This is a genomic window from Desulfocicer vacuolatum DSM 3385 (assembly GCF_900176365.1).
GTDB classification, from domain to species: Bacteria; Desulfobacterota; Desulfobacteria; order Desulfobacterales; family Desulfobacteraceae; genus Desulfocicer; species Desulfocicer vacuolatum.
Genome location: NZ_FWXY01000020.1, coordinates 18,576 through 42,822, shown reverse-complemented (window position 1 = coordinate 42,822; position 24,247 = coordinate 18,576). Strand labels below are relative to the sequence as shown.

Below are 24,247 nucleotides of genomic sequence, written 5' to 3'. Positions count from 1 at the left end.
CCAACGGGGTTGACAGGCCTTTTTTCATAGATACAGATATCACTTTTTGTAAAAAATTAATTTCTTTGCTTCAAACCGATACCGGCAATTGCAGCAAGACAAAAGGAGACAATCAATACGATCAGTGGCGTTGCAGATCCTGATGAAGTCCCCTGTACTGAATTGATAAAACAAGACGAACTGCCACCACCATCTTCATCGGGATAAAGGGTTGCCCTCAGTTCATCTGCCATCATCTCATGTACACGGGTCATGGGATGGATGCCGTCCCAAAACATGTAATCATCGGCGTCTCCGTTCACATTACCCGTTCTGTTTCCTTCAGTATCCAGCTCCATATAAGTACCGGTAACATTGGCAAAGGCATTGGTATCAATGAGTTCTGTAAGAAAACCAAACGAATCAAACAGGTTTATTGAAATATCTGAAAAACTGGACTCAAGTGATTCAATCGTGGTTGCAAGTGCTGTGTTATAAGCCTGAACCAAAGCGGTTGTCCCGGCAATTTCTTCAGCACTTTTTGAGTTGTAAGCCGGTACGGTTCCAAGATCTGGCAAATTTATGATCAGAAAATTATCAGCCCCCTGGGCGTAAAGCGATACAACAGTTTCCGAAATATTATTCATCATACCAGCGATCAACACCTCAGGGTCTGTTGTATAGGATTCCCCTCTACCAAATTCCAAAAAATCATTTCCACCAATCCAGATGGTGAATAAAGTCTCGTCTTCATCAAACTCAGGATCTGTGGAGATAAAACTATCCACCTGGCCCACAAGCCCCAGCTGGGGAAGGCTTCCACTGTCTGACAGTGCCTGGATATCAGCATTTTCATGGCCCAGAGACATGGCACCACCAATGGCATTATTATCAAGGGTCGCCCCCCAGTCCGCAGCAAGGTACTCCACCCATACATCACCGTTGGTCCACACCTCCGGCACACCATTGGGATTGGTATCTGGATCATATACCCCCAGGTAGGATGACAATCCATAATGATCGGTGAGGCTGTCACCAAAGGCAACAATATTTTCATAAATTCGCGCGTGGGCAGCACTGGAAAACGCCATGACAAAGGCAACAAGTACACAAAAAGTTGAAATAACTCTTTTCATCCGCTGATTCAATTGAACCATTTTCACACTCCTTTAACTGCAGTCATTAATCGTAAGTGTTCACTCTTTATACGGCATGTGTTGTTTTCAACAATCAGAACTATCATGAAGATTGGAATAATTCAATAAACAACATCATGCAATGCATGGCTTCTGACATCAATAAACGGAGGGGCGTGGATATAGAAAGACCGTGGTTTGCCGCCTGTTTTTTACAGTAAAATAAAACCGTTTGACACCTTCCCACCGGACTGATATCTTATTCGCCCAATCAGGTACCTGTAATAATTTCACGGGTAAAAGGGAATCCGGTTAAAATCCGGAACGGGCCCACCGCTGTAAAGGGGGACGAACGCCAGAGAATGCCACTGTGAACAACTCATGGGAAGGCCTGGCAAGTAGGAAGATCCATAAGTCAGAAGACCTGCCTGATAAAAATGGTACGCCATGGAAAAGGATGCCATTAAAGATCATTAAGGACAAAAAGGGAAGCCCTTGATCGATAACTTGTCGGTTGGGGTTTTTTTGTTTGGACGCCCCAGCCTGAATACACTAAAGGGGAAAAAGAACAAATGAAAAAACGACTATTGTATTTGACAGGAATATTCCTGTTTCTATCCATCTCCCAATCCACACTGGCCAACGAAACCACCGCAGACATGGGCGAAATGGTGGTCACCGCCACCCGCACGCAAATTTCTCTGGATAAAATCGGTGGAAACAGCGTCACTGTCATCACATCCGAAGAGATCCAGGCAAAACAGCAAAACAGTGTTGCAGATCTGCTCCGGGGGATTCCCGGTATTGACCTGGTATCCAATGGTGGACCCGGTACAGCAACAACGGTGTTCACCCGGGGAGCTGATTCCAAAAATACCCTGGTCCTCATTGACGGCATCATGTTAAATGATGTTTCCGGTGCCAACAGAGGTGCGGATCTTGCCAATATCAACGTGGATAATATTCAACAAATTGAGGTAATCCGCGGGGCCATGAGCGTCATGTACGGCAGCAACGCCACCGCCGGCGTCATCAACATCATCACCCAAAAAGGGAAAAAAGCCCCTTCCGCATCGGTTAAATTTGAAGCAGGATCCTATGGCACATGGAAAGCCGGGGCCAATGCATCAGGTGCCACAGAAAAAATCAATTTCGCCCTGTCTGCATCAAAAACCGAAATTGACGGCTACTCCATTGCCAATGATGACAACAGCGACATCCCCCGGGGAGACAGCACCAACGAAGATGACGGATATGAAAACACCACACTCTCAGGCAATGTGGGCATAGATATCACAGATAATTTCAACATCAGCGCCCTGGCACGATACATGGATTCCGATGTGGACACTGATGCTTACAACTGGGGAGGATACTCCGAGGACGGGGATGCCAACACAGAGTCCAACCAGACACTGGCCAAAATTAATATACATAATAAACTTTTCAACAATCTTCTTGATTCCAACCTGTCATGGCAGATGAGCCGGCAGGACAGAGATTATTTTGAAAATGGTGACATGACATCCACCTATGATGGAGATACTGATACATTTTCATGGCAGGGGGATCTTGATTTTGACTTTCATGTGCTTTCCATTGGAGCCTCTTACCTTGATGAAAGCATGAAGTCAGAGTCATTTGGGGCCTGGGGATCAAAATTTGAAAAAAAGAGTGCAGACACTAAAAGTTACTGGATTCAGGACCAAATCATCGGCATGGACGACCTTGTGATCATTGCCGGAGTAAGACTGGATGACCATGAAACCTTTGGCGATAAAACCACCTGGCGCCTGGCCCCTTCCTACACCATTGCCCAAACCGGCACCACATTGAAAGCAAGTTACGGCACAGGTTTCAGGGCCCCGTCTCTTTATGAACTCTATAATCCCAGCTATGGTAATAGCGACCTTGATGCCGAAGAAAGTAATGGCTGGGATGTGGGCGTTGAGCAGCAATTTTTAAACGGTACCGCCACCGTGGGTTTGACCTATTTTGCCATGGATTATGATAACCGCATTGATTTTGACGCGACAACCTGGACCTATACCCAGGCCGATGGTGAAACAAAAACCAAAGGTGTGGAATTTTTTGCCGGATGGGAACCTCTGGATACACTGGCATTCATGCTCAACTACACCTATACTGACACCGAAGATCCTGATGGAGAAAGCCTCGTACGCCGTCCGGAAAACAAAGTGTCTTTAAATACCCGTTATGGATTTCTTGAAAAAGGCGTGTTAAATCTCGATGTTCAATGGGTGGATGAGCGCAAAGCTTCTCCCTACGCCAATGATAAAAATGGAAATGCCGTTGGCACCCTGGATTCTTATACACTTGTTAATCTGGCTGCCTCCTGGACCGTCAATTCCCATGTGCAGCTGTTTGGCCGTGTGGATAACCTCTTTGATGAATTCTATGAAGAGGCTTTCAGCTATGCCCAGGCCGGAGTATCCGCCTACGCAGGTATTAAGCTGACCTATTAAGGGACATAGAAAATCAATTTATCTGAATGATTTTATCGAAATCCAGGCACCCTTAAAAAGTACTTTACACTTTCTTTTATCATTCCCCATTTGCAGGGAGTTTCTCCCAAAGACTGTAAAGTACTTTTAAGGTCATATAAAGGATACCGAAATTCTGATATTTCCGGGTTTAAAAAAACAAATGATAAATTGAAATTTCTGCCGCCTTAAAAGCCGGAAAAATATCACCCGGGGATGGGTAATAAATCCCATCCCTGCAAAAGGATGTTTACGATGAAAAAGAAACTCTCCATGGCAATGACTAAAGCCATGGCCATAATTTTTATAATGGGCACCACTGCAGTGGCCGATGTGGATATCACCGATACCCGGGGCAGAGAAATCCACTTTGATGCCCCCCCTGTACGTGCGGTGTCCATTGTTCCCTCCACCACCGAGGTGATCTGCAATCTGGGGGCCGCAGATGCCCTTGCCGGAGTTACCTACCACAGCGCCCTGCCCCGCCAGAAAAACGATAAACCCATTGTGGGGGGATTTTCATCACCGGACATTCAAAAAATAGCAGATTTAAATCCCGACGTGGTCTTTATCTCAAGTTTCCAGCAAAAAATCATTGATCAGCTGGATGCCATGAAACTAAAAACCGTTTGCCTTGACATCACCTCCTATGACCAGGGTATGAAAAACATTGAAATCCTGGCCAATATCTTCAATAAACCCCAAAAGGGTAAAGAGCTCCTCAATGACATTGAAGATGACATTGCCGTCATAGCAGCAAAGCTAAATAAACTGAACCCCAATGAACGAAAGCGGGTGGTCCGTCTCATGGGCAGAGACAAGATAATGACCCCCACAGCCAATGCCTTTTTAAACCAGCTGGTCATCCGTGCAGGCGGCATTCCCATGGCACCTAAAGGTGACGGCATGGTCACTGAAATAAGCCTTGAGCAATGGCAAAAATTTAATCCCCAGTTTATTTTTGGGTGCGGTGACGATAAAAAAGCCGCAGAAAAATATTTTAACCAGGATGGATGGAAGGATGTGGATGCCGTTAAAAACCATAACATCCACTATTTCCCCTGTGAGCTTACCTGCCGGATCTCTTCGTACACGGGATATTTCATCCAATGGCTGGCGTCATCCATTTATAATGAAGAATTTTTCCAGCCGGACAACCAGGTGTTCCCCGATGAAATTCTGATCACAGAACCCATCCCCATTCCCTTGAAACCGGTTAAAAAAAGTCAACGGATTACCAGTCGCCTGGCTGATTTCAAGCAAAAAACCCTGGTCATTGATTTAAATACCCCCCAGACCGTTCTTTCCACCCTGGAAGGCTTTAAAACCGGTATCACCACAGTGGTCAACCATTACCTGCCGCCGCCGGCCTGGAACATGGCCCACACAACGGACATGGCCAAGGTAACAAAACGTATCCTCACCACCGTTAAAAGAGATCCTGCCACTTCGGCTCTGCTCATGACAGGAGCAAATATGGACCATTTAACGGTGACCCGGAAAAACCACAAAGCATTGAGCGTCACTGCTGTTGTAACTGCCGGGGTGTGTTCCAATGCCCAGCGGGCCTCCCGCTCCACGGGATTTTACTATGATCCCGGCACCATTAATATTATTGTCATGACCAACCGGAAACTCTCCCCCCGGGCCATGAGTCGGGCCATCATTTGCGCCACAGAGGGCAAAAGTGCCGCCATGGCAGATCTGGATATCAGAAGCAGTGATGATCCTCTTAATCTCCAGGCCACGGGAACAGGTACGGACAATATCATTGTGGTCCAGGGGGAAGGTGCTCCCATTGACGGGGCCGGTGGCCACACCAAATTGGGAGAACTCATTGCCGGGGCCGTGTATGACGGGGTAAAAAAGGCAGTGTTCCTTCAAAACGGCATCACAGACCATCGCAATGTGTTCCAGCGCCTGGAAGAACGACATATATCCCTTCACACCCTTGCAAAAAGTTCTGACTGCCAATGCAGTAAAACCAAAGACAGCACCATGGCATCTGAACTGGAACGGCTGTTATTGATGCCCCAATATGCCGGTGTTGTGGAACAGGCCTTTGCCCTTTGTGATGCCATGGAAAGGGGACAGATAAAAAACCTTAGTGCCTTTTCCAGCCTGGCAGTGAACCTGGCCCGAAAAATTTCCAAGGCCCCTGTTGATGTGTTGACAGATTTCGCCTCCACCCGATCCTTGCCGGAACCCCTTAAACTGACCTTTAATGCCTTGATGACAGGCATTACCACCCTGCATGATCTGTCCCCGGATCTTGATGAAAAGGAGATTAAAAGCAAAGATCAGGCAATGATCACCAATGACATATCAAGTGCCGACACCGGTGCTGCCATGGAAAATTCATCCACAGAACCCATGCCCCGGCGCATCATCTCCCTGGGACCGGTGCTCACCAAAACCATTTACCTGTTAGGGGCCGGGGATCGACTCCTGGCGGATACCACCTATTGCGATGATCCCCCAAACATGGCACCCAAAGAAAAAATCGGCTCCCTTATCCAGGTAAATGTGGAAAAAATCATCAGTTTAAAGCCTGATCTGGTACTGGCAAGCCAATTCACCAAAGAAAAACAGATCCGGGTACTGGAACAGTTTGACATTAAAGTGGTGCCCTTTAAAAATCCCAAAACCTTTGAAGAGATCTGCGCCAACACCCGTCGATTGGGCAAACTGATCAATGTTTCTGACAAGGCAGAACAGATCATCAAAAAAGCCCGGGCAGAGGTGACAAAGGTACAAAATACCATTGCAGCCCTGCCCCCTAAAAAAGTATTCATTCAAATCGGTATCAAACCCCTGCACACGGCCAATGAAGAGACCTTTGTCCATGAATTCATAAGGCTTTCCGGTGGCATTAACATTGCGGCCCATGAGAACTCCGGGGTGTACAGCCGGGAGAAAGTGGTGAAACAAAACCCTGATATCATTCTCATCTCCACCATGGGCTCCAGCAAATCCGCAGGCATTACGGAAAAACAGCAATGGATGAAATTTGACACCATGGCAGCGGTGCAACACAACGCCATCCATCTTCTGGATTCAGAAATTATCTGTAGCCCCACCCCTCTGATTTTTGTCAAAGGGGTAAAAGAGATCGCCCGGCTGCTTCACCCGTCACTGGATTTTAAGGGGTAACATGGGACGCTCTCGATTCATCACCTGGGCCTGGGTCCTCGTCTTTCTGGTGATTCTGCTCTTTGTTGTGTGTGCCGTGGCCCTTTGCACAGGAAGTGCAGGTATTGCCATAAAAGACATTCCCGGTATTATTTTCCATGGCCGGGGAAGCACTGATTACAATATTTTATTTAAAATCCGCATGCCCCGCATCCTCCTTGGCATTGCCACAGGCGGGGCATTGAGCCTTGCCGGGGCTATTTTGCAAGGACTTTTCAGAAATCCCCTGGTGGAGCCCTACACCCTTGGTATTTCCGGTGGAGCATCCCTTGGGGTGTGTCTGAACATCCTTTTTAAATGGCATCTGATCATGGGCATCATTGCCTATCCTTTGTCTGGTTTTTTAGGTGCCCTCACCGTGATCACCCTGGTTTATCTCATCAGCATCAAGACCGGCATGGTCAAGACTGATACCATGCTGCTCACCGGGGTGATGATCAGCTTTGTGTGTTCTTCCCTTGTAATGCTGCTCATGGCCGTGTCCAAGAGTGATGAGCTGCAGACCATTGTGTTCTGGATTATGGGTTCCCTGGATGAAACCAATCTCACATTGATTCGCATCTGCTGTATCGGCTCTGTTGCCGGGCTTATCATTTCGCTTTTTTTCTGTCTGGATTTAAATGCCCTGTCCCTGGGGGAAGAAGAGGCCATGAACCTTGGTATTAACATTGAGTTATCTAAGAAAGTGCTCTTTGTCACCGCCTCCATTCTCACCGGCCTCAGTGTGTCTGTGGGGGGGATCATCATGTTTGCAGGGCTTATTGTACCCCACTTCATGCGCATGACCGTGGGGTCGGATCATCGAATTTTATTGTTGGGGTCATTTCTGGCCGGAGCGTCATTTCTCACCCTGTGTGATGTCATTGCCCGCACCATCATATCTCCTCTGGAGTTACCTGTGGGGGTAATCACCGGCATCATCGGCGGTGTGGTGTTTATTTATGTATTAACCCGAAAGCGAGCCATCTCATGAATGACCAGGCCCCCATATTAACGGCAGACCATCTTTACTGTGGATACGGAAAAACCCCGGTGCTCAAGAATATCTCTTTTGAGGCACAAAATGGAGAAATCATAAGCATCATAGGCCCCAACGGGTCAGGAAAAACCACCTTGCTCAAAACCCTGTGCGGCGTGCTCAAACCCCGGCAGGGCAATATTTTCATCAAGGGAGAAGAGATTGGCAAATTATCCCGATCCCGCATCTCAAGAACCGTGGCCCGGGTATCCCAAACCATTGACATGCCTCCCATGACGGTGTCTGCCTATGTGCTCATGGGGCGGTTGCCCTATTTTAAACGATATCAGTTTTTTGAACGAAAAGCGGATGTTGACAAGGTAAAAGAGACTCTGGGACTGCTTGGCATCGGGCATCTTGCAGAAAAATCCATGGATGCCATCAGCGGTGGGCAGCAGCAATTGGCAGCCATTGCCAGAGCCCTGGTGCAGGAGCCGGACCTGCTTTTACTTGATGAACCCACCTCCCACCTGGACATTACCCACCAGGCGGTGATTTTAAATCAAATTAGACGTCTAAACCGGAAATTTAACCTGTCGGTGATCATGGTACTGCATGACCTGAATCTGGCAAGTGAGTATGCCCACCGGCTGATTCTGTTAAACGGCAAGGCCGGGGAGGTTTTTTGCACCGGTTCTCCAGAACATGTTATTACCAAAGAATACATTGAAACGGTGTATAAAACACCGGTTCTTGTGGATCAGCATCCCCGGTCGGGTAAGCCTTTTATTTTACTGGACGGGTGATGTCATAAAAAAAAATTCGAAATTCTTGTTTGTTTTTTAACGAAATCGTCTATTTGGTAAAGTAACTCAAGTGAAAAATTTCAATACTCCCTGTACCAATGGACTGAGGAAAGGTAATCAGTTCTTTGTCTTTACAATTGGTCCGAGCAGATGGAGTCAGTAATATTTTTTTCATTTTATACCACATTAAACCGGTATGCCCCCAAGCATCAGAAAATCAAAGATAAAAAGGCTCACATATAGCTTAATAGAAAAAAAAATCCTCAACCAATACAAAATTGGTTGAGGATATCCGTTTTCATCCTTTAAAATTATATTATGGTTTTCTCTGGCCACGAGAAATAAACCATTTTGTTCAGGCAGGTCTTCTGACTTCCGGTTCATCCTACAACCGCACCTTCCCACCCAATCTGCTCAACGAAATTATAAAAAATTACACATGCTTAAAAATACGGGACTTCTGGAAAAATCTGAAAAGTTTTTCTTGATTTCATTGATTTAAATTTAAAAAAAGAATCACCGTCATTTGTTCCATTGATATTACATATCATTAATCCAGCTGTTTTTGAATTTTTATCAATACGGCAATTGAGGGGTTCATCTGCAAGTTCAGTGATGCTGTCAATCTCTGTAAGGACAATCCGTGTATCCATATGATTCCTTTGAAAACCTGACTCCATAACGAACGAATTCGATATACTTGAAAAAAGTTTCCCCTTACTTTCAGAGAAATTCACCATATTTGCAGGTTCTATCCATTTATCATTATCATTGAGCTGTTCAATTTTTTCATCCATCCCAATAGAATTTGCCATGGAAAAAGAAGCTGTCATCAGAATGCCCAGTAAAACAGACAAAATTACAATAGATATATATCTTGAATTTTGTTCCATGATATCACCTTTTTAACCTACTTTGTTTTTCATTGTTTTACTTCATGTAATTATTAAGTTATCACGTTATTTCTCACAATATCATTTCCTGAATTAATCTAAAATTAAGGCAATTCAAAAAAATAACAATGGTTAAAAAACATGGAGAATATAGGGGGAAAAAACTACCATTCCATTTTCAATTTTCCTTATGGGCACTCATCTTCCTTCAGACGATCACTCACATTTCTGCCCTTGTTTTCGGTGGATATTTGTGTTAGCAGTAAATCTCTTAAGGGGATTTAAATCCATAAATTTATCCTCCCCATACCGGGCGTAGCACAAACACTTACAAGCAATAAATCTGGATAATTAGTGTGTTGATGGAATTAGAATTAATTTTGGTAAAATGAGGTTTTCTATGATTTTTTTTAAAAAACTGTTTATATTCGTTCTTTTCCTTCTATTCTGCTTTTCTGGCAATGCAACGGCCAATTCTTATTCAAAAACGATTTCAGTTTTTAAACAATCCAAAATGGTTCAACCATTTTTCAAGAATTGCTATGGATATGCTGTCTTCCCCACTATTGGAAAGGGCGGCTTCGGAATTGGTGGAGCCTATGGAAAGGGGAAAGTATATAAACGCGGGAAAGCCACTGGCACAACGTCTCTTGCAAAGGTGAGTATAGGATTCCAATTTGGAGGACAAGCATTCAGCCAAATCATCTTTTTTCAAGACCAACGGTCCTACAGAGAATTCACCAGTGGGAGTTTTGAGTTTGATGCCTCTGCATCAGCAGTGGCAATTACAGCAGGTGCCCAAGCAAAAGCAGGAACAGAAGGAGCCACTGCCGGAGCCAGCGCCGGACCTGCCACAGGTGAGCAGGCAGATGTAAGTTATTATAAGGGAATGGCTGTCTTTGTTCATACAATAGGAGGATTAATGTATGAAGCCACCATTGGCGGGCAAAAGTTTACTTTCACCCCCTTTTAATAACAGGATTAATCTATCATATACTATTCTTACAATCAAAATCTAACGGTCAGCATTAATATAACAAAGGAACCCCCAAATGCATACCATCAATCCAATAGGAACAATACATTCTCCCCATAAATCAATCCAGGACATGCCCATTCAACCCAAAGGCGCATCCGAGTTTGTCGGACATGTGACAGTGGACGAAAAATATATCGAAGGGTTGCAAGATCTTGACGGTTTCAGCCATATATATCTTTTATATAGTTTTCATATGGCAACACGAACCGAGCTGCATGTAGTTCCCTTTATGGATGATAAAAAAAGGGGGGTTTTTTCAACACGTTCTCCGCTAAGACCCAATCATATTGGAATATCTATCGTCCAATTAATAAAGGTGGAAGGTAATAAAGTTTTTGTGAAGGGCATTGATATCCTTGATGGAACCCCATTATTGGATATTAAGCCATATATTAAAAAATTTGATTTCGTGGATGATTGTGCTTCTGGCTGGATGCAAGCCAGTGATGAACAGGTGAAAAATAAACGTTCCGATGAAAGGTTCAAATAATTACAGTTTCCCCAGCTTGTGACCACCCCCCCAGGTTTAATTGAAAGGGAAGACTCAAAATAATAGGAAATCATATTTTTATTTTATGAATGATTTTAAATGGGTATGTGCCGTTCTATACCCTTCATCAATGAGCTCTTGTGCCTGGGATACAGAAAAACTCAACAAAGATTTAAAACCCAGCATTTTTCCGGGGGCCAGGGTTATAATTCTGGGTTGTCCGGCATGCAAGTCACAGGATTTATCTTTTTTTGTCCGTTCTAACAAAAAAGATGAAAATGCCCCGTCTTCATACCCATTGGCCATGAGTGCATTGTGATAGGACCCAGAAAGAAATTGCTCAAAAACAACCTCCAATGCCGTGGGAACATTGTCAGGCAACGGCTGGGAGGTGTGGCCAACGGGTGAAAGCAGCACAATAATAATTTCATCCGCACCAAAATCCACTGCTGCCTGCAAAGGAATGTTTGCCATGGTTCCGCCGTCCCAGTGGGGAACTCCGTCTATATATTGCCAGGGAAAAAGGATGGGCATGGCACTGGATGCCATGATATGTTCCAGTTTTATTTCTGAATTATCAAAAAAGCAGGGACGGGATGTCACAAGATTGACGGTGGAAATCACCACCTTTGTGGGGTTATTTTTTAAACAATTAAAATCAATATAATCTAAAATCATGGACTGCATGGGCCGGATATCCAAAAGGGGCTTTAATGCCCGACCCGATAACAAATACCATAAAAAAGGAATCAAGTTGAGGCGATATATTTTTCTGCGATTGTAGGTGGTCCACAGCCGAATCAATGTGTGAACATCCAGGCCGGAACCAATGCCTGCGGCATTTATGGCCCCCACGGAAGTACCGCAGATAATGTCAGGTGTCCAGTTTTTCTGGGAGAGATATTTCCAGACCCCCATTTGAAAAGCCCCCCTGGCCCCCCCACCGGCCAATATCAATGCCCTTTTCACGGCATCATCCCATGGAAAAATTCAATGGCAGTCATGACTTACTCTCCCCCGGTGCACCGGCTATGATTTCGTTATATCGGCCTTTAATATCGTTATTCGGCATGCTTCATTTATGGTTTACACTTTTAAGAACAATGTCCCCATTTTGAGGAAAAATTTTCAAAAAAGTGTAAACTACTTTTTGGCTCATATGATGGATGCCCGTTATTCATATGTTTTTGTGACCTCATAAATATGGTTTGCAGGTTGTTGGCGGATAAGACTTGAAATTGTCCTGTTATTGTTCTTTGGATACCGCCTCTGCACGCCTCAATTGTTCATTCTCCAGGATTTTTAATTTTCTTTCCAGGGTGGTGATCTTTAAATTTAACTCTGCCACATGGTCTTTGGTGGCAAGATTAGTTCCAGCCAAAAGTTCGTTTAACCGCCTGTCAATGGTGTCTGAAATCCACTCCTTTAAAGCGGTGCTAAAGCCAATGACCTCTTTTTTTAATCGAACGCCCTCGGATTTTGAGATTTCTTTACTTTTCACAAGAGCTTTGACCATGTCGTCAATTTCTTCTTCAGCCATGGTAAATGATTTTTGCCAGAAAGAGACATATTTTTTGGCATAATCGGTCAAGGCATTCCCGCCTTTTCTGAATAATTGAATCAATACGCTGGATGAAACCGCCCCACCGGCTTTCCCCTTTGTGGTGGCGATGAGGCCTGAAACAATGGATGCGGTTAAGTCCTCTCCGGTTTCATTGTCAATTATAACGATATCCCGGCCCTGTCTGATCAATTCAGAAAGATGTGTTCTGGAAATATATTTCTTATCTGTGGTGTCGTAAAGCTTTCTATTTGCATATTTTTTGATGCGGTGCATGTCATCCTCAAAAACCCAAAAGGTCTATACAGTTTTTATCCCCACCTTTTTGTCAGCCATCAGTTTATTATCTGGAATTTTCTCATTTGCTTGCACTTTTTTCGCATCCACAGTTTTTTCTGTCACCGATTTCTCTTGGCCTTCTGGAGAAGCAAAACTCTCTTTTATTGTTTTCTCCTGTGACAATGCATCAATTTTATCATTTAATTCTTTGATGGTTGCTTCCAGACCGGCAACCTGCTCCCGGGTGGGTAATTTTATAATGTCCATTACTTTGTCTATTTTTGAATCAATGATTTCGCCCACCCATTTCATCACTTTATCTGTTGGGGCACCCCCCCCCTCTTTTTTCCGCTCTTCTTTTCCGGAGAGCTGTTCAATGACCTGTTCGGTGATATCTTTACCTGTTCTGGCCAAGACAACCTGAATTTTTTCTCCGTTGTTAACCATTGCAGCCAGGGTTTCTGACTTGATATACTCTTTTACTTCAGTGTCGAAATATTTTCCATTTGAATATTTTTTTATTTTTAACATCACTCCCTCCCGATAATTCCAAACTATTGCAGAGTCAAGTCTGAAATTTAGGATGATAATCTTCCAAAGCAGCGCACTTCCTGCCGGTTCAAAATCAGCTATCCTAAAATTAAGATTTAACGTTGCACTATGGGCTAAGCATCTTGCGTCTGCAAATTATTTTTTATTAAGACCGTCGAGCTTTTGATTAACCCTGTTAATACTGTTCCGCAAATCATCAATGTCTTTTTTTGAAGGAATGTTCAATTTTTCAGGAATGGCATCAATGCCTTGGAAAATCTTTTTTTCAATCTTTTTTTTCAGGGACATTTTATCCAGATTTTTCTTCCCCAAATCAAGCAAATCCTCTGCAATCAATTTTGCGTCACCCTCAATTCCCTTACATACGGTGTGAGTCGTCTTATTGATTTTTTCCAATTGCCGATGAACATCTTTTTTTGTTGTATCCATTTTTTTCTGCAATATTTCCATGCGGGCGGATTTTATTTTTTGAATGACATTGTGGCTGTCACCAATGAGGTCATCAACTGTTTTAACGGGATCTGATTTAAATTCATGGATGAACCCACGTCCGGTTTCAAGTTGTTCCTTCATATACTTCTCATTATAGGTTTTGATTTTTTCCTGAATTTTTTCCTTTGCATCGCGAATACTTTGTGCAACATAAAACCTGGATTTATTTTCAGTTGTTTTGGTCGTCATTTTTATTTCTCCTGTGAAACTATACTTAAAACGCAAACTTTAAATAACGCATTGTGTCATAACTACAAATATGATGCAGTGCGTCATTGATGTCAAGGCATTTCTCAGTTCCATTTCCGGGCACACCAAGGACTGTCTTGCTCCACTGACCAATATACGGTATAGTTAATTTTATCCTCACAGGTATAAAATACATAGTTCCTAAATCAATGGTTGCAATACCCATTTGAACGGATTGAGGATTTATAAAAAATGGAAATTTTACCGGAGCAAAACCGGCCCATTGGTTTTGTTACTCAACTTTCGGGCTTCATTTCAAAGCTGGCATTTTTAAATGTACCTATGGGCTCAGTGTGCCGACGGGGTGACCCCACCACGAAATGCGAACACCGAAAGTTGAGTTTTGTTATTAAAGGTTCAATCATCGGAATCTGCTTTATGGAAAAAAGGCCCAGGAACTTGTTTAATTACAAAAACATATTTTCTGATCGGAAATTTAAATTTTTATGCTGACATTGAGAGATTTTGATGTGGTGGGCCGTACATACCGGAACATCAACCGTTACCGTCAGATATTAACCATTATCTTTAAGTATGGTTTTGGCAATATTATTGAAGCCTTGAAAATTGATCAATACCTTGAAATCGGTCTTAAGATGATCTCAAAGGATAAACCCCCATGGCTTGAACCCTTAACCCAGTCCCAACGCATAAGACTTCTTTTTGAAGAACTTGGTCCCACCTTTATTAAGTTTGGTCAAATCCTTTCCACCCGCCCGGATCTTATTCCATTGGAATATATTTTTGAACTTGAAAAGCTCCAGGACAATGTCCCGGAATTTTCATTTTCCGATGTAAAAAAAAATCTGACCAAGGCCTTTTCAGATAAAGAAAGTCCTTTTGTTTTCATGGAAGAAAAACCCTTTGCCTCGGCATCCATCGGCCAGGTTCATCTGGCAAAATTAAAAACCGGTGAAAGGGTTGCCGTTAAAATCCAGCGGCCTGATATCAGAAAACACATCATTGTGGATCTTGAAATCATGAACCACCTGGCCACTTTGATGGAACGGCACATTGAAGATCTATCCTTTTTTCGACCCGTAAAAATAGTTGAAGAATTTGCAGAAACCCTGGAAAAAGAGCTGGATTACACCCTGGAAGCATCCAATATGGAAAGGGTGGCCCGGCAGTTTGTGTTTGATTCCACCATCCATATTCCCAGGGTTTATCTGGATATAACCACAGAAACCGTGTTAACCATGGAGTACATCCAGGGAATCAAAATTTCAGAGACAGACACCCTGGATGAACACGGCATGGACCGAAAATTATTAACCCAACGGGGAGCAGACCTGATTTTAAAGCAGGTGTTTGAGTATGGTTTTTTCCATGCTGATCTTCATCCGGGCAACCTTTTTGTACTGCCTGATAATGTGCTGGGGCCTGTGGATTTTGGAATGATGGGGTTCATGGATCGCCGGGCACGGGAAGTCTTTATTGACCTGATCGCAAGTGTTGTCACTGAAAATTCGTCAGCAACCTGCCATTACCTGCTGGAACTCACCGAATATGATGATGAGCCGGATATGCGTTTTCTGGAACGGGATATCTCCACATTCATCGCCCAATATCTGACCAAGGCTTTAAAACATATTAACGTGGGACGATTACTGCAGGATCTTTTAAAAATTACTGCCAGACACAAGCTTCGGCTCTATCCCGATACTTTTTTGATGATGAAATCCTTTGCTGCGGTGGAAGGGGTTGCCCAAAAACTTGATCCGGATTTTGACATGGTTGAATATGCTGCACCGTTTATCAAAAAAAAGAAAATTGAACGCATATCCCTGTCACGCATCACCGCAGATTTATCCAGCCTTTCTCTGGAATCCCTTCAGCTGCTCCGGGAAATTCCCCGGGACAGCATTGCCATCATCCGCCAGGCCCGAAAGGGCAAATTTGTCCTGGGGTTCGATATCCAGAAACTGGAAAAAATCCTGGGAGCTTATCAACGGGAGAATCATAAACGTTCGGTGTCTTTGATTATTTCCTCCCTGATTATTGCATCTTCCCTTCTCTTTAGTTTAAAGGCATCCCCCCAAATTTTCGGCCTGTCATTGTTTGGGCTCGTCGCAATTGCCTGTGCTGTTGTTCTCTGGTTGTGGCTGTTTGTGAAACCCGGAAAGTAAAAAATTCAGGAGAGTCCAGCTTCATGTTTTCCTGCTGTTTACAAGGATGCATCACCATCATATTCCCTTTTTTTAAAAAAATCATCTCACCCATTTGTATACGCCCCGGGAAACCCGTTCCAATTTACCCTGATTGACAAGGGCAAACACAATATTCCGGACCTTCTGCGGGGGCATGTCCGATTTTTCAATGACTTCGGCCACCTGGGTCAAGCTTTTTGTCCGACGTTTAAACAGGGTTTCAACTCCGGCGACATCCTTTATTCTTCCAGGGGTTTTTCCTGAAATTTTAGTCCCACTGGATTTAGGTTTGGCTGCTGCTTTGGCATTTGATGTTGTTTTCCGGGGCTGCTTGCGGACCGGTTTCTTTAACGGCTTTTTCAATGCTGACGTCTGTGTTGAACCGGTTGAAGGGGCCAAAGCATCGGCATCATCCAAATCAATCCCAAACAGAGCTGACAAACCCGCGTCATCTTTAATGATCCGTGAGGATTTGTTTTGGGACCGGTTCAGCAGGTCTTTTTTGCTTTCTTTAACGCTTTCAGAGACCAAATCGTTGACATTGGCCTTTCTCAACATAAAAAATAAGGACGGGTCCCGGTCCAGCCTGGCTCCGACACCGTAGAGCACAGCTGCCACATGCTTACACATCACGGCCCAGTCCGGGCAGGAGCAGTTCAGGCTGATCTCCTTGGGTGCCGGGAACAGGCCCTTACCCTTTTGGGTAAACACGTCTTCAAGGGCCTTGGGAAACTTGCCGGCCATCAATTTTTTCAGGCTGTCCATTTTTCCTTTGCACTGCTGTTTAATACGGTTCCAGTCGGATTGGGGAATGGGTTTGATGGTGATGGTGACTTTGTAGGGGGATGAACCGCTGCCAGACACCATGGCCATGATTTTGCCGGGGGAAATCTGGAGATCCAGCACAGCCATGTGACGGACATAACTTCGGCCCCGACCAATGCGATTGGCGTAATCTGCATACCGCTCAAGATTTTCATTCCAGGCCTTCCCCCACCAGGTTTTAGCAATGGCCCGGCCTTCAATGACAACGGGTTTAATATTGGGGTTTTTCTTTTTCAGGGCGGCAAGCTTTCGTTCTGCCTTTGCCTTTTTTTCCGCCACGCTGACATATTTCGGATAGTGATAATGCATATTTTTTTTCCTCAAAAGGCTTTGCTCGGGGCTCAATCCGGCAGGCTCAATCGAAACAGATCCATGAGTTTTTTATCATCCATCTCCGTGACCAGGGTCTCCCCGGTGGGGGCCACCACATGATCGGCCAGTGCCTGCTTTTCACTGATCATCTGATCAATCTTTTCTTCAATGGTACCCCGGGTCACAAATTTGTGTACCAGCACTTTTTGGGTCTGTCCGATGCGAAACGCCCTGTCCGTGGCCTGGTTTTCCACAGCCGGGTTCCACCATCGGTCAAAATGGACCACATGGTTGGCCCGGGTCAAATTGAGTCCCACGCCACCGGCCTTAAGGGAGAGTACCATAAACGGGCAGTAGGTTTCACCTTGAAATGTCTGGATCAGCTTTTTTCTTTTGGTCACAGAAACACTGCCATGGAGCACAACACCCGGATGGTGGAAAATGGTTTCCAAAAAGGCCTGCAGGGGCTGGGTCATCTCCTTGAACTGGGTGAAGACCAGAACCCGCTCTCTTTTTTCATAAATGGTCTCACAAATCCGGCCCAGCTGTTGAAATTTGCCGCTGTGAACCGCCTTGAAATCTCCGGTGCCGGTGATCTGGTCCGGATGGTTACATAATTGTTTAAACCGCATGAGCGATGACAAGACCAGCCCTTTTCGCTGAATGCCTTCACTGTTTTCTATTTTATCTGCCAGATCATTGACCGCTTTTTGGTACAGCACGATCTGTTTGGGGCTTAAATCCGAAAATGTTTTCATCTCCACCTTGTCCGGCAGGTCCGAGATCACGGTTTTGTCGGTTTTAAGGCGTCGCAGAATATACGGGGAGACCAGCTGCCGAAGCCTGGCATAGCCCTTGGGATTGTCTTTCAGGGTTTTGGCAAATTTTGAAAATTCAGTCCTGCTGCCCAAAAGCCCTGGATTTAAAAAGTCAAATAAAGACCACAGATCAGACAGCCGGTTTTCCACCGGGGTTCCGGTCATGGCAATCCTGTGGGCAGCGGGCAGTGCTTTCACAGCCCGGGTCTGCTGGGTGCCGGGATTTTTAATGGCCTGGGCTTCATCCAGGATCAGGCAGTTCCAGTTGTACCGGCCCAGCCATGGATATCTTTTAACCAGTGTGTAGCTGGTGATGACCAGATCCAGCCGATTCAACTGGCTTTGAGGCAGTTTAAGCTCTTTGGATTTTTGCTCTTTTTTTCCATTTGGGGATGTCTTTGAACGGTTAAAACCGGGGTGGGCCACGTAGATTTTAAGCCCGGGGAAAAAACGGTTGATTTCACTTTCCCAATTGGAAATCAAAGATGCCGGCACCACCAGCAGGCTGGCCCGGAATTTTGTCTTCTTAGTAAAAGTGGACAGCAGGGCCAGAATCTGGATGGTTTTTCCAAGCCCCATATCGTCGGCCAGGCAGCCGCCCAATCGATGGGTATGAAGAAAATTAAGCCAGTTCAGCCCCTTGGACTGGTACTCCCTCAATTGGGCTTTAAACCCCTTTCCCGGGAGAACCGTATTCACGATTTCAGGTTCCTGCATCTTCTTGATCACAGATGCCAGCCATGTGCCGTTGGACACACTGATATCCACACCGGGAACCGTACGGCCCAGCATTTTTTCCGGATTCAACCGGACCCGCATGGCTTGGCCAAGGGTCATGCCCGCTTCGGCCATGTCCTGGATTCGGTCACAGGCTTCCAGGGCTTTTTTAAGTTTTTCCGGGTCCACGGCCACCCATTTGTTTTTGATAAAGGCCAGTCCCCGACTTTCCTCCAGGATTTTATTGATTTCTTCCCGGGTAAATTCCAGATCTCCCACGGCGATACCGGCTTTAAAATCAAGGATGGCACCCAGTCCGGCCAGGGACGGCTTTTTATCTCCCAGGGAGATAGTCACACCGGTTTTGGATGAACCGGGTTTCCACCAGTCCGGAATCCGGCAGATCACCCCGGCACCCTCGTAGTCCGGAATTTCCTTTAAAAACTGGAATGCATCATCCGCATCCCAGGCCAGGGGATGGAATAATTCGCCAGAATCAATGAGATCGGCCACGATCTGACTGCTTTCACCGGCTTTATACACCGTGGACAACAGGTTGAGCAGCGCAGCATCGTCGTGGCTTTCAATGGCATGCTTTAAGGGCAGGTGTTTTGGCTTGCCGTTACTACCCATACCGGCCGAGTAGGTGGCCATGAAAGCAAAAGGCAGGGCCTGATTTCTATTTTCCACCAGATGAAAAAAAACCCGACCGGCCGGATGAAGATCCGGGTTCTGTTCGTTAAAATAGTCACTGACCCGTCCGTCAAAGGCTTTAATGTCCCGGGCAAAGGTTTCATTGAATCCCTGCCAAAGCTGTTCCAGCATTTCCCGGGTCACATATTCAGCCCCGACCATCATGGGACGGGCTGAGAGAAAATTCTGGCAAATTCCAAAAGGCATGTCAACAAAGGCCTCATGGCGTAAGGTCTCAAGTTCGGGCACCCTTGACAGCGCCACAACAAAATCATTGGCAAAACGGATAAAATAATCCAGGGACGGGGAGAGCTGAACCGAAGGGATTGTAAATCCCAGATAGAACAACCATTTTTTTGTCTGGGTGGTAAAATTGTGGTGGATTTTGTCCTGAAATTTGGCCTGTTCCGGTGTGATCTTATTCTTCGTTGTTTCCCATTCAAGCCCCAGGGCCTGATTCGGCATGATCGAAACGATCAGCTGCTTTTTTTTTCTGTCCGTCAATGTTGCCTTTCCTTAAAATAATTATTATTGACGGGGTAATATCAAATCAAGGCATCAAAAACAATAAAATCCCCATTTTCAGTGTATTGTGGGCTTAAATCCGGTATCGAGTCATTTGACCGACATTATAATACTTGATTTAAACGTTTGTTTGAATTATAAATCAATTCAAACAAACGTTTAAATTATTTTTTTTTTCAAGGTGAATACCATGTCTGAACCCAATACCAAAAACAAAATCCTGGATGTCGGCGAGCGTCTTTTTGCACAAAATGGTTACGACCGTACCTCACTGAGGGAAATCACCGCCAAAGCCGGTGTTAACCTGGCTGCCGTGAGTTATCATTTCGGTTCCAAAGATAAACTTTTTGAAGCAATCCTTAAAAGACGCATCACCCCGCTCAATGAAATCCGGGAACACCGGATGCACCGGGTGATTAAAACTGCAAAAGCAAGACACACCCTGCCCAGCGTGGAAGAACTCCTGTTGGCATTTATTGAACCCACATTGGAATTTATAGATAACACACCAGAGTCACTGGATTTTTTCATTATAGTTAATCGATGCACCATGGAATCCAACGGGGTTGAAAGAAATTGTTTTATAAAGCTGATGCAGCCCACATTGATGAAATTTTATCATCCCCTTTGTGAGTCACTTCCCAGGCTCTCCAAAGAGGTGGTTTTCATGCGGTTCATGTTTGCCATCGGTTCCATGGTTCACACCATTCGAATGTTAAAAATGATGAATCAAAACCCTGAAAAAAATACAGTTATTCCCCATAAAGTAGACCTTTCAGTCATCACCGAAGAATTAATTAAATTTGTCACCTCGGGAATGGAGAATCCATAAAATGAAACTGCCGGAAAATAAAAATAAAATGGATGCCATGCAGATAAGAGAACAAACCGTCACAAGAAACCTTATGACAATGATGATATTGTGTGCATCACTGATTTTTGCCACGCTTTCAAATGCATCTGAACCGGAACACCCAGAGAGGTTGAACCTTGATCTTGAAACAGTGATGACAACTGCTCTGGAACACAATCATGCCTTAAAAGCCTCCCGCATGGAACCGCTTAAAGAAAAAAAAAATATCCAGGTGGCAAAATCAATCTTTGATCCGGAAGTGAGCATTGAAGGTCGCTCCACCAATCAGGAAAGCTGGAACGAACCCACAGACAAAAGTTCCCTGCAATTTTCAACCAAAGCTTCGATTTCCAGGCTGTTGGAAACGGGAACAGTGGTTTCCCTGGGCCTTGAAGCCGCAGACAATGATGCTGAAACTGACATAAACAAAAATACCGGGGGCAGTTATGTCCAAAGTACAGCCACCATCAGCCATCCGCTGATGAAAAACAGCGGGCAGAAGGTTGTCACACGGAACATCACCCTTGCAAAAAATAACCATCGGAAATCAAAAATTGAACTCAAGCAGGAAGTGATTGATACGCTTTCCCAGGCCCAGCGCCTTTACTGGAGCTATTACAGCGCCCTTGAGTCCCTTACAGTTTATGAAAAATCCCTGGAACTTGCCCGCCGACTAATCAAAGAGGTAAAAGAAAGGGTAAAAATGGGAAGTGCAGCCCGGCTTGACATCCTCCAGGCCAGATCGGAAGTGGCAACCAGGGAAACAGACATCATCATCGCGCAAAACAATGTGCTGAATTCAAAGGATGCCCTGCTCAATTATATTTATGGAGAAACCTGCCCCCATGCCACCTTGAATTGTTTGACCCTTCCCGCAATTCCCGGCATGGACAAGGAAAAATTTAATGAAAAAAAATTGATTGACCTGGCCCTGGCATTGCGCACTGACTATCAAACCACCGCCATCAACCTTGAGTCAGCCGACACAGATCTTGTCTATTTTGAAAACCAGACCAAACCGGAGCTGAATCTTTCCGCCGCCATTGCCATCAATGATGCCCACCCAGACAAAAATGCCCTTGAAACAGACAATTATCAAAATTATTACTCCGGCAGTTTGGGAGTTACCCTGAAATTTCCCTGGGGGCTTAAGGGAGATAAAGCAAATTATGCAGCGGCAAAATTAAATAAAAAACAACTTCAAATCAGCAGAGATGCTGTCAAATCTCGAATCATCCTGGATGTCCGCACAGCACTCAGGGATCTTGAAGCTGCCATAAAAGGCTATGAGACGGCCCAGACTGCGAGTCGTTACGCAGAGGAAGCCCTGGATGCTGAGCAGGTGAAATTTAGAAACGGCCTGTCCACAAGCTACAATGTTCTTCTCTACCAGCGGGATTTCACCGATGCAAGAAATTTGGAAATAAATGCACTCATTGCCTGCCAGACTGCCTTAATATCGCTCCACCAGGCCGTGGGTAATACCCTGGAAAAACATCATATTAATCTTAAATCAACGGCAATGCTGCCCTGAAAAAACGATCCGTTTCAACACCCTTTATTTTTTATATGAGAAGGTAACTTCCAAGGTTACTTCAGCAGAGCCGCCACCCCGATGGGCAATAGGAACCGGACAATTGAGCTGTCTACAGTTCCGGTCCGGGCCCATTGCCCGTCGGGGGGACGGCGGTATAATACCATTTTCTATATTTGTTGTGTTCGTGAGGACATGACCATTATAAAAAGGAATCGCCATGAAAATCGGTGCCATATTAAAAAAGATAGTGATCATTGTCCCCATTATCGTTGGGGTGATTTTATTTGTGCAGATAAAAAAGAACAAAGAAGCACCCATACGCCTGGAATCAAAGGAACGGGTCCGCACCGTTCGGGTTATCCCTTTGAAGAAAACTAAATTTCTTCCCCGGGCCGTGGCATACGGCTATGTGGAACCCAGCCAGACCTGGGAAGCCATCTGTGAAGTGAGCGGCAAAGTGGTGGAAATGCATAAAGATCTGAAAAAAGGATTTTTCATCAATAAAGGCCAGGTCCTGCTCCGCATTGACACCGCCACCTACGGCCTTGCCGAATCCCGGGGAAAAGCAGATGTCATGAGTATTGATGCCCAGCTCAAAGAACTGGAACAATCCCGGAAAAACACCCGGCGATTGCTTGACATTGAAAAACGCTCATTAAATATCTCGGTCCAGGAGTTGAAAAGAAAACGGGGGTTGTTTGAAAAGGGATATCTTTCCGAGTCCGACGTTGAAAGTGAAGAAAAACGCTTTCTTGCCCAGCAGACCACAGTGAACAACCTGCAAAACAGTTTAAATCTTTTTCCGGCCCAGCGGCGGGATTTACTGGCCCGCAAGGACGCAGGAGAACTCACCGTAACGGAACGACAGCTTGATGTGGCCAAAACAGAAATCATTGCCCCCTTTGACTGCCGACTGTCACAGGTCAATGTGGAGCTTAACCAATACGCTTCCACAGGTTCTCTGATGTTAAAGGCGGAAAGCATCCACAGCGCTGAAATTCCGGTGCAGATTTCCCCCCGAACCTTCATGACATTGCTGCCCAGAATGGCGCGTCCATTCACCCCCGGAGAGCTGGATATGGAGTCCATCCGTAAAGCCATCGGTATCACGGCAATGGTTCGTTTTCCCAGCAACACCCAGAAAATCTCCTGGCAGGGGCATTTTTCCCGCACCAGTGAATCCATGGACCCCACCACCGGGGCTTTGACCATTTACGTAACAGTGGATGACCCTTATAAAAATATCATCCCCGGCAAAAGGCCACCGCTTTTAACCAATATGTATGTGGAGGTGGAGCTTAGAGGCCGCATGATACCGGATCAGCTTGTGGTTCCGGCCACAGCCGTCCATGAAGGGCGAATCTATATTGCAGGTACAGATAATCGTTTAAAAATCAAAAAAGTTGAGGTGGCATGGGTTGCCGGAGATCTGGCAGTACTCTCTTCCAATGATTTTTCAGATGATTCTGAAAATGATCTTAACTCAATCCACCCCATGATCACCCCTGGAGAAACATTGGTGATAAGTGATCTGGTGCCTGCCATTGAAGGCATGTTGCTCAATCCCATACAGGACAAAGAAACGGCCCGGCGTATCCAGACCACAGCCGCCGGGCATGCTCTTTTTAACTCTTTGTCCCAACCGGAAAAAGAGCAACCTCCCACAAATTCCGGAAAGGAGGGATGA

18 protein-coding genes and 1 riboswitch are annotated in these 24,247 nt (G+C 45.1%); of the genes, 10 read left to right on the top strand and 8 right to left on the bottom strand.

Annotated features, from left to right (window positions below; genetic code table 11):
• Positions 1–56: 56 nt before the first annotated feature.
• Positions 57–1,136, bottom strand: a complete 1,080-nt coding sequence (locus tag B9A32_RS16240) for an SGNH/GDSL hydrolase family protein (RefSeq protein ID WP_084070890.1) — start codon at positions 1,134–1,136, stop codon at positions 57–59.
• 235 nt (positions 1,137–1,371) lie between these two features.
• Positions 1,372–1,561: riboswitch (cobalamin riboswitch) on the top strand.
• Positions 1,562–1,708: 147 nt separating this feature from the next.
• On the opposite strand from B9A32_RS16240, the gene B9A32_RS16235 reads away from it, so the two are divergent.
• From B9A32_RS16235 to B9A32_RS16220, 4 genes are all read left to right on the top strand, one after another.
• A complete protein-coding gene (locus B9A32_RS16235; protein ID WP_232367199.1) occupies positions 1,709–3,601 on the top strand; it encodes a TonB-dependent receptor plug domain-containing protein in 1,893 nt (630 codons plus the stop codon).
• A gap of 273 nt (positions 3,602–3,874) precedes the next feature.
• Positions 3,875–6,772 (top strand): helical backbone metal receptor, encoded by a 2,898-nt coding sequence (locus B9A32_RS16230; protein WP_170923874.1) that lies wholly within the window; start codon positions 3,875–3,877, stop codon positions 6,770–6,772.
• 1 nt (position 6,773) lies between these two features.
• On the top strand, positions 6,774–7,784 hold the full coding sequence (locus B9A32_RS16225) for a FecCD family ABC transporter permease (RefSeq protein WP_084070883.1): 1,011 nt from the start codon (positions 6,774–6,776) through the stop codon (positions 7,782–7,784).
• Positions 7,781–8,575, top strand: coding sequence for an ABC transporter ATP-binding protein (locus B9A32_RS16220; protein ID WP_084070880.1), 795 nt, complete (start codon positions 7,781–7,783; stop codon positions 8,573–8,575). Before B9A32_RS16225 ends, B9A32_RS16220 begins: the two co-directional genes overlap by 4 nt.
• Before the next feature lie 443 nt (positions 8,576–9,018).
• Here B9A32_RS16220 and B9A32_RS16210 read toward each other — a convergent pair whose 3' ends face one another.
• Positions 9,019–9,468 (bottom strand): hypothetical protein, encoded by a 450-nt coding sequence (locus tag B9A32_RS16210; protein ID WP_084070874.1) that lies wholly within the window; start codon positions 9,466–9,468, stop codon positions 9,019–9,021.
• A gap of 400 nt (positions 9,469–9,868) precedes the next feature.
• Here B9A32_RS16210 and B9A32_RS16205 point away from each other — a divergent pair, with 400 nt between their 5' ends.
• Both B9A32_RS16205 and tsaA read left to right on the top strand, forming a co-directional pair.
• Positions 9,869–10,441, top strand: coding sequence for a YSC84-related protein (locus B9A32_RS16205; RefSeq protein ID WP_084070872.1), 573 nt, complete (start codon positions 9,869–9,871; stop codon positions 10,439–10,441).
• Positions 10,442–10,520: 79 nt separating this feature from the next.
• Positions 10,521–10,997, top strand: coding sequence for a tRNA (N6-threonylcarbamoyladenosine(37)-N6)-methyltransferase TrmO (gene tsaA / locus B9A32_RS16200; RefSeq protein ID WP_084070871.1), 477 nt, complete (start codon positions 10,521–10,523; stop codon positions 10,995–10,997).
• Positions 10,998–11,075: 78 nt separating this feature from the next.
• On the opposite strand, the gene B9A32_RS16195 is transcribed toward tsaA, so the two are convergent.
• The 4 genes from B9A32_RS16195 to B9A32_RS16180 all read right to left on the bottom strand — a co-directional run bounded on the left by B9A32_RS16195 (position 11,076) and on the right by B9A32_RS16180 (position 14,070).
• Positions 11,076–11,966, bottom strand: a complete 891-nt coding sequence (locus tag B9A32_RS16195; protein ID WP_084070870.1) for a patatin-like phospholipase family protein — start codon at positions 11,964–11,966, stop codon at positions 11,076–11,078.
• Positions 11,967–12,243: 277 nt separating this feature from the next.
• The gene (locus tag B9A32_RS16190; protein ID WP_084070869.1) at positions 12,244–12,834 is read right to left on the bottom strand and encodes a polyhydroxyalkanoate synthesis regulator DNA-binding domain-containing protein; all 591 of its coding nucleotides are present in this window, start codon (positions 12,832–12,834) and stop codon (positions 12,244–12,246) included.
• A gap of 24 nt (positions 12,835–12,858) precedes the next feature.
• Positions 12,859–13,368, bottom strand: a complete 510-nt coding sequence (locus tag B9A32_RS16185) for a polyhydroxyalkanoate synthesis regulator DNA-binding domain-containing protein (protein WP_084070868.1) — start codon at positions 13,366–13,368, stop codon at positions 12,859–12,861.
• A gap of 156 nt (positions 13,369–13,524) precedes the next feature.
• Complete coding sequence (locus tag B9A32_RS16180) at positions 13,525–14,070, bottom strand: hypothetical protein (protein WP_084070867.1); 546 nt, start codon at positions 14,068–14,070, stop codon at positions 13,525–13,527.
• 506 nt (positions 14,071–14,576) lie between these two features.
• Here B9A32_RS16180 and B9A32_RS16170 point away from each other — a divergent pair.
• A complete protein-coding gene (locus B9A32_RS16170) occupies positions 14,577–16,259 on the top strand; it encodes an ABC1 kinase family protein (protein ID WP_084070863.1) in 1,683 nt (560 codons plus the stop codon).
• 81 nt (positions 16,260–16,340) lie between these two features.
• On the opposite strand, the gene B9A32_RS16165 is transcribed toward B9A32_RS16170, so the two are convergent.
• Together B9A32_RS16165 and B9A32_RS16160 are read right to left on the bottom strand one after the other, a co-directional pair.
• Complete coding sequence (locus B9A32_RS16165; RefSeq protein ID WP_084070860.1) at positions 16,341–17,414, bottom strand: SWIM zinc finger family protein; 1,074 nt, start codon at positions 17,412–17,414, stop codon at positions 16,341–16,343.
• Between the two features lie 32 nt (positions 17,415–17,446).
• Positions 17,447–20,149: a DEAD/DEAH box helicase gene (locus tag B9A32_RS16160; protein ID WP_084070858.1), complete on the bottom strand. Its 2,703-nt coding sequence runs from the start codon at positions 20,147–20,149 to the stop codon at positions 17,447–17,449.
• A gap of 211 nt (positions 20,150–20,360) precedes the next feature.
• Here B9A32_RS16160 and B9A32_RS16155 point away from each other — a divergent pair, with 211 nt between their 5' ends.
• The 3 genes from B9A32_RS16155 (at position 20,361) to B9A32_RS16145 (ending at position 24,247) form a co-directional block, all read left to right on the top strand.
• Positions 20,361–21,002, top strand: a complete 642-nt coding sequence (locus tag B9A32_RS16155) for a TetR/AcrR family transcriptional regulator (protein ID WP_084070855.1) — start codon at positions 20,361–20,363, stop codon at positions 21,000–21,002.
• A 1-nt stretch (position 21,003) separates the two neighbouring features.
• On the top strand, positions 21,004–22,557 hold the full coding sequence (locus B9A32_RS16150; protein ID WP_084070852.1) for a TolC family protein: 1,554 nt from the start codon (positions 21,004–21,006) through the stop codon (positions 22,555–22,557).
• Positions 22,558–22,777: 220 nt separating this feature from the next.
• Positions 22,778–24,247 (top strand): efflux RND transporter periplasmic adaptor subunit, encoded by a 1,470-nt coding sequence (locus B9A32_RS16145; protein ID WP_084070849.1) that lies wholly within the window; start codon positions 22,778–22,780, stop codon positions 24,245–24,247.

What these genes read in the sequence shown, in the direction of transcription:
- B9A32_RS16145 (WP_084070849.1), top strand. Translation starts at nt 22,778, where the DNA reads ATGAAAATCGGTGCCATATTAAAAAAGATAGTGATCATTGTCCCCATT.
- B9A32_RS16185 (WP_084070868.1), bottom strand. Translation starts at nt 13,368, where the DNA reads ATGTTAAAAATAAAAAAATATTCAAATGGAAAATATTTCGACACTGAA.
- B9A32_RS16180 (WP_084070867.1), bottom strand. Translation starts at nt 14,070, where the DNA reads ATGACGACCAAAACAACTGAAAATAAATCCAGGTTTTATGTTGCACAA.
- B9A32_RS16230 (WP_170923874.1), top strand. Translation starts at nt 3,875, where the DNA reads ATGAAAAAGAAACTCTCCATGGCAATGACTAAAGCCATGGCCATAATT.
- tsaA (WP_084070871.1), top strand. Translation starts at nt 10,521, where the DNA reads ATGCATACCATCAATCCAATAGGAACAATACATTCTCCCCATAAATCA.
- B9A32_RS16225 (WP_084070883.1), top strand. Translation starts at nt 6,774, where the DNA reads ATGGGACGCTCTCGATTCATCACCTGGGCCTGGGTCCTCGTCTTTCTG.
- B9A32_RS16155 (WP_084070855.1), top strand. Translation starts at nt 20,361, where the DNA reads ATGTCTGAACCCAATACCAAAAACAAAATCCTGGATGTCGGCGAGCGT.
- B9A32_RS16220 (WP_084070880.1), top strand. Translation starts at nt 7,781, where the DNA reads ATGAATGACCAGGCCCCCATATTAACGGCAGACCATCTTTACTGTGGA.
- B9A32_RS16150 (WP_084070852.1), top strand. Translation starts at nt 21,004, where the DNA reads ATGAAACTGCCGGAAAATAAAAATAAAATGGATGCCATGCAGATAAGA.
- B9A32_RS16205 (WP_084070872.1), top strand. Translation starts at nt 9,869, where the DNA reads ATGATTTTTTTTAAAAAACTGTTTATATTCGTTCTTTTCCTTCTATTC.
- B9A32_RS16240 (WP_084070890.1), bottom strand. Translation starts at nt 1,136, where the DNA reads ATGGTTCAATTGAATCAGCGGATGAAAAGAGTTATTTCAACTTTTTGT.
- B9A32_RS16165 (WP_084070860.1), bottom strand. Translation starts at nt 17,414, where the DNA reads ATGCATTATCACTATCCGAAATATGTCAGCGTGGCGGAAAAAAAGGCA.
- B9A32_RS16210 (WP_084070874.1), bottom strand. Translation starts at nt 9,468, where the DNA reads ATGGAACAAAATTCAAGATATATATCTATTGTAATTTTGTCTGTTTTA.
- B9A32_RS16170 (WP_084070863.1), top strand. Translation starts at nt 14,577, where the DNA reads ATGCTGACATTGAGAGATTTTGATGTGGTGGGCCGTACATACCGGAAC.
- B9A32_RS16190 (WP_084070869.1), bottom strand. Translation starts at nt 12,834, where the DNA reads ATGCACCGCATCAAAAAATATGCAAATAGAAAGCTTTACGACACCACA.